This window comes from Streptomyces sp. P5F9, from assembly GCF_057961495.1.
In genome coordinates, this window is sequence record NZ_JBXVPZ010000547.1 from 1 (window position 1) to 5,978 (window position 5,978).

General features: G+C 71.0%; 4 protein-coding genes. All 4 read right to left on the bottom strand.

Translation table 11 applies throughout. The features are described 5' to 3' along the window. Window positions 1-103: 103 nt before the first annotated feature. The 4 genes from AC31A1_RS45150 to AC31A1_RS45165 all read right to left on the bottom strand — a co-directional run bounded on the left by AC31A1_RS45150 (window position 104) and on the right by AC31A1_RS45165 (window position 5,903). On the bottom strand, window positions 104-724 hold the full coding sequence (locus AC31A1_RS45150) for a hypothetical protein (RefSeq protein ID WP_489658889.1): 621 nt from the start codon (window positions 722-724) through the stop codon (window positions 104-106). 112 nt (window positions 725-836) lie between these two features. Next, window positions 837-2,075, bottom strand: coding sequence for an MFS transporter (locus tag AC31A1_RS45155; RefSeq protein WP_489658890.1), 1,239 nt, complete (start codon window positions 2,073-2,075; stop codon window positions 837-839). 23 nt (window positions 2,076-2,098) lie between these two features. Beyond that, window positions 2,099-3,541, bottom strand: a complete 1,443-nt coding sequence (locus AC31A1_RS45160; RefSeq protein WP_489658891.1) for a CitMHS family transporter — start codon at window positions 3,539-3,541, stop codon at window positions 2,099-2,101. 121 nt (window positions 3,542-3,662) lie between these two features. Then, window positions 3,663-5,903, bottom strand: coding sequence for a molybdopterin oxidoreductase family protein (locus AC31A1_RS45165; RefSeq protein WP_489658892.1), 2,241 nt, complete (start codon window positions 5,901-5,903; stop codon window positions 3,663-3,665). Between the last annotated feature and the right edge of the window lie 75 nt (window positions 5,904-5,978).

Here is a 5,978-nt window from a genome sequence, read left to right on the forward strand (position 1 = left end):
GCCGACCGTCCCCGGCCGGTCGCGGCCCGTGGCGCGGGCGCATGGTGTCAGCGCCCCGCGCCCGTGTGGGGCGCGGGGCAGAGCCGGAGTTCATCGCATCCGCTCAGGACGCACCGTGGGGACGGCGACGCAGCCGGAACCAGACCGCCCCGCCGACCGCGGTCAGGCCCACGGCCGCGGCACCCGCGAGCGGAGACAGGGCCGCGTCCCGGGCCAGCCCGCCGCCACCGGCGGGCGGTCCGCCGTTGGGACCGCCCGTGCCACCGCCCGTACCGCCCGTGCCGCCGGTGCTGCCGCCGGGCGGCGGGGACGGGCAGTCGACCTGGAAGACCTTGTGCTTGCCCGCGCCGTTCTCGCCGGTGAACGTCCAGGTCAGCTTGTACATGCCGTTCGGCAGCTGCGCGATGGGCATGGTGTGGCCGGAGCCGTCGTCGTTCGGGATCGTGATCGAGCCGGAACGGGTCGCGCCGCCCGGAATCGACGGCTGGGTCTCGATGGACCAGGTGACCTGCTGGCCCTTGTCGAAGTTGAACGCGTCGAGATAGAAGTCGCAGACCTTCGGCTGGTTGCGCTCGTCGGTGAAGGGCGTGCCCACCTCGTGGATCTTGACGTCTCCGTTGTCACCGGGGGCGGCGACGGCGACGGGCGCACCGGAGACGACGGTTGCCGCGGCGGCGAGAACCGTCCAGGCGGCGGCTCTACGGGGCAGGAATGAGGTCGGCATGAACAGCCCTCCGAATCAGGGGATTATCGTACGAATCACTCGTTAACCTGATTCCCTTTCACGTTCGGCCCGCCGAACGTGTGCGCAGCGCCGTACGCGCCGTCAGATATCGCTAGATATCGCTCTTCCGGCCCAAGGACGGCTCGGCCCGCCGCGTCCTGCGGGGTTCCCCACGCCCCTGTGACGATCCGCCCGGTGAGCGCAGGGCGACCCCCGCCGACAGCACCAGCAGCGCGCCCAGCATCACGAACGGCGCGGCCACGCCCGCGACTCCGGCGACGAGACCCGCGCCGGCGGGTGCGGCGACTTGGCCGAGGCGGTTGCCGGTGAGCCGTAGGGCCAGGGCGGTGGAGCGGGCGCCGTCCGGGGCGGCCTGGACGACCGTCGTCATGGAGAGGGGCTGGCCGACTCCGAGGCAGAAGCCCAGGATCGCGAGCATCAGGCCGATGGCCCAGACCGGGAGCGGGAGGGCGATGCCCGCGCACAGGACGCCCGCCAGCAAGCAGGTGGCGGTCAACAGGGCTGCCCTGCCGAGGAGTTGGAGCAGCGGGGTCAGGACCAGTCGGCACGCGATGGTGGCCGCCGCGCGGATGCTGAGCAGGACGCCGATGACGGAGGGCGCGATGCCCCGGTGCTCGCCGACCACCGGGAGGTAGGCGGTGAGGATGTCGGTCGCGGAGAGCACGGAGAGGCTGATGAAGATGCCCGCGGGTACGCCCCGGGCGCCCAGGATGCTCCGCATGGGTACGCGGTCGCCTTGCTCCGTACGGGACTTGACGGCCGTACGGTCCTCGATGCGCCACAAGGAAGTGAACGAGACGGCGGCGCCCGCGCCCGCGACGAGGAGGGCGAGCGCGCTGGTGCCGGCCATGTCGGAGCCGCCGATCAGGGCGCCCGCGGCGATGGGGCCGATGAGCTGGCCGAGGGAGGCGCCGATGGTGAAGTGGCCGAAGTTGCGGTCCTGTTCGTGCGGGGCGGACTGGCGGGCGACCAGCGACTGGGCGCCGATCACGAAGCAGAGGTGGCCCAGGCCCATCACGCCGCTCCACATCGCCATCGCCCAGAGGGAGTTGGCGAGGCCGCTGAGCGCGCAGCCGCCGGAGATGAGGACCACGCCGACGGGCAGCAGGGGTGCGCAGCGGCCGTGGTCGGTGCGGCGGCCGAGCGGTACGGCGGCGAACAGCGGGAGCAGCGCGTACACGCCCGCGATGACGCCGATCGCCCGCTCGTCGGCGCCGAGCGCGAGGGCCCGGTAGGAGACGGCGGGGCGGGCCATCGACACCGCCCCCTGCGTGAAGCTGAAGGCGATGACGAGGCGGAGCAGCCAGCCGCGGTTCCTGCCGGGCGCCATGGTGAAGTCCCTTGCCACGTGGGTCAGATGATGCCGAACAGGATTCCTGCCCCGAGGACGACGAGCGATGTCAGGGCGGCCCACTTGACGACGAACCTGGTGTGGTCGCCGAACTCGACCTTGGCCATGCCGACGAGGACGTACACGGCGGGCACCAACGGGCTGGACATGTGCAGCGGTTGACCGACGAGCGAGGCGCGGGCGATCTCCAGGGTCGAGACGCCGTGGGCGTTGCCGGCCTCGGCGAGCACCGGGACGATGCCGAAGTAGAAGCCGTCGTTCGACATGAAGTACGTGAGCGGGATGCTGAGCACGCCGGTGACGAAGGCCATGTGCGGGCCCATGCCGTCGGGGATGTTGCCGACCAGCCAGGTCGCCATGTGGTCGACCATGCCGGTGCCCTGGAGGACGCCGGTGAAGACGGCGGCGGCGAAGACCATGCCGGAGACGTTGAGGACGTTCTCCGCGTGGGCGCCGAGGCGGGCCTTCTGGTCGGGCATGTGGGGGAAGTTGACGGTCAGGGCGAGGGCGGCGCCGATCAGGAAGAGGACCGGGATCGGCAGCCACTCCATGATCATGGCGGTGAGCAGGGTGACCGTGAGCAGCGCGTTGAACCAGTAGAGCTTGGGGCGCAGGGTCGCGCGGTTGGGGTCGAGGCCCTGGAAACCGTCGTCCTCGTCGGGGAGTTCGGCGTCCGCGTCCGTGCCGGAGCCCGAACCGCCGGTGGCCTTGGGGCCGTTGCCGGCGCCCGAAGCGCCGGTGCCCTTCTCGGCGCCCTTGCCCGAGCCGGCGCCCACGAGGACCGTCTCCGACTCGGCGGGCTCCTCGACGAGCACCTCGTCCAGGGTCAGCACGCCGAGCCGCTTGCGCTCGCGGCGGCCGAGGACGTACGCGAGGACGAGGACCGCCAGCATGCCCACGGCGAGCGCCGGGATCATCGGGACGAAGATGTCGCTGGCGCTGACCTTGAGGGCGGTCGCGGCGCGGGCGGTCGGACCGCCCCAAGGGAGCGTGTTCATCACGCCGTTGGCCATCGCGGCGACGCCGGTCATCACGACGAGGCTCATCTTCAGGCGTTTGTACAGCGGGTACATCGCCGAGACGGTGATCATGAAGGTGGTCGAGCCGTCGCCGTCCAGGGAGACGATCGCGGCGAGGACCGCCGTACCGACGACGATGCGCAGCGGATCCGCCTTGCAGAACTTGAGGATCCCTCGCACGATCGGGTCGAAGAGACCCACGTCGATCATCACGCCGAAGTAGACGATCGCGAACATGAGCATCGCCGCGGTGGGCGCGAGGCTGGTGACGCCGTCGATGACGTAGTCGCCGAGCTTGGCGCCCTTTCCGACGAAGACGCAGAACAGCGCGGGTATCAGGACGAGTGCCGCGATCGGCGACATCTTCTTCAGCATGATCAGGACCAGGAAGGTCGCGATCATGGTGAAGCCGAGGATGGTCAGCATGAGTGGAACACCTAACGTTCGCCTTTGAACCCCACCAGGGACGGCGGTCCGACGACGTTAGGTCGCGCAAAGCCGCGTTAACAAGATGTTGACGCGCGAGCAATAAGCGCAAAACTCCAGGTCACAGCGGTGCGGTGAATGCGACGACCTCCACGGGCACTCCGTTGAGCACCGCGTTGCCCGACAGCGGGTCGAGCTGACTGCCGTCGAGCAGCTGGTTCACGTTGACGCCCGGATCGGTGGCCGCGTGGCTGAGCCGGGTGCCGGGACGGTCGTGGCCCCACCCGTGCGGAAGGCTCACCACGCCCCGCCGCAGCCCGTCCGTGATCTCGGCGGGTGCGGTCACCTCTCCCCCGGCCCCCTTCACCCGGACCGGCGCTCCGTCGACGACGCCCAGCCGCTCCGCGTCGTCGGGGTGGATCTGCAGGGTGCAGCGGTTGGTGCCGCCGGTGAGGGCGGGCACGTTGTGCATCCAACTGTTGTTGGACCGCAGATGCCGGCGGCCGACGAGCACGAGCCCGTCGGCACGGTCGCTCATCGCCTGCCGGAGCCGGGGCAGGTCGTCGACGATCGGCTGCGGAAGCAGTTCGACTTTCCCGCTGCGGGTCTTGAGGGGTTGCGGCAGGCGGGACTTGAGTGGGCCGAGGTCGATGCCGTGCGGGTGCGCGAGCAGTCGCTGGAGGGTCAGCCCGTCGGGTCGTACGCCGAAGCCGTCGCCGTACGGGCCGAGGCGCAGCATCATGTCCAGCCGTCGCTCGGGGCCGGTGTCGCCGGTGAGTTGGGCGGCCACCTCGTGCGGATCGCGGCCGTGGACGGGCGAGTTGGGATCCTTGACGGCCTTGCCGAGGGTCTGGTCGATGACCATCGCGTCCACGGCTGCCGGGTCGGCGCCGTGCATGCCGGTCGCGGCGAGGACCAGCCGGGCCAGGATCTCGGTCTCGGCCATCCGGCCGGGCTCCAGCGGGATCGCGGGGCGGGTGTAGCGGACCTGGTTGCGGACGGCGAGGGTGTTGAACGCGAAGTCGTGGTGCGGGCTTTGGGACGGCGGGGGCGGCGGCAGGACCACGTCGGCGTGGCGCGCGGTCTCGTTGAGGTACGGGTCGACGCTGACCATGAAGTCGAGTGAGTCGAGGGCCTTGTCGAGGCGGGCGCCGTCCGGTGCGGAGAGCACGGGGTTGGCGGCGACGGCGACGAGTGCGCGGATCGGTTCGCCCTCGGCGGTCGCGGTGTCGATCTCCTCGGCGAGTGCGGAGAGCGGCAACTCGCCCTTGGCCTCCGGGTGTTGGCTCACCCGCGAGCGCCAGCGCCCGAGCGCGAAGCCGCGGCCGGGTCCGGCGGGCCGGGGTGTCCGGTCGGTCGCGGCCTGCGGGAAGAGAGCACCGCCGGGCCGGTCGAGGTTGCCGGTGAGGATGTTGAGGACGTCGACCAGCCAGCTGGCCAGGGTGCCGTGCGGGACGGTGCAGCTGCCGATACGGCCGTAGACAGCGGCAGTTGGAGCGGCGGCGAGTTCACGGGCAAGGGTACGGATCTCGTCGGCGGACACGTCACAGGCGCCGGCCACGGCTTCCGGGGTGAAGTCCCGTACGGCGGAACGGAGTTCATCAACGCCTTCCACATGCGGGGCCAACTCCCCCAACTCCACAAGGTGTTCGTCGAAGAGAACGTAGGTCATCGCGGCGAGCAGCAGGGCGTCGCCGCCGGGGCGGACCGCGATGTGGCGGTCGGCGAGTTTGGCGGTGCGGGTGCGGCGCGGGTCGATGACGGTGAGGGTGCCGCCGCGGGCCTTCAGTGCCTTGAGCTTGCCGGGGAAGTCGGGTGCGGTGCACAGACTCCCGTTGGACTCAAGGGGGTTGGCGCCGATGAGGAGCAGATGGTCGGTGTGGTCGAGGTCCGGAACCGGGATCGCGTTGGCGTCGCCGTAGAGCAGACCGCAGGAGACGTGTTTGGGCATCTGGTCGACCGTGGACGCGGTGAAGACGCTGTGGGTGCCGAGGGCGCCGAGCAGGACCTGCGGGTAGAGGGCGCCGGCCATCGTGTGCACGTTGGGGTTGCCGAGGACGACACCGACGGCGTGCGGGCCGTACCGCTCGACGACCGGGCGCAGGCCGGCGGCGACCGCGTCGAACGCCTCCTCCCAGGTGGCCTCGCGCAGCTCGCCGTCCCGGCGCACGAGCGGGGTGCGCAGCCGGTCGGGGTCGCTGTCGACGGCGCCGAAGGAGGCGCCCTTGGGGCAGATGAACCCCCGACTGAACACATCGTCGCGATCGCCTCGGGCGCCGGTCACCCGGGTGCCCTCGATGGTGAGCGTCAGCCCGCAGGTGGCTTCGCACAGGGGGCAGATACGCAGGGCGGTGCGGGACACGGGGCCTCCCAGGGCTTCGTTGCCTCTTGGCGGCGAGCATACCGAGCGGTATGGGAGGTGGCGAGGGGGTGACGG

What these genes read in the sequence shown, in the direction of transcription:
- AC31A1_RS45150 (WP_489658889.1), bottom strand. Translation starts at nt 724, where the DNA reads ATGCCGACCTCATTCCTGCCCCGTAGAGCCGCCGCCTGGACGGTTCTC.
- AC31A1_RS45155 (WP_489658890.1), bottom strand. Translation starts at nt 2,075, where the DNA reads ATGGCGCCCGGCAGGAACCGCGGCTGGCTGCTCCGCCTCGTCATCGCC.
- AC31A1_RS45160 (WP_489658891.1), bottom strand. Translation starts at nt 3,541, where the DNA reads ATGCTGACCATCCTCGGCTTCACCATGATCGCGACCTTCCTGGTCCTG.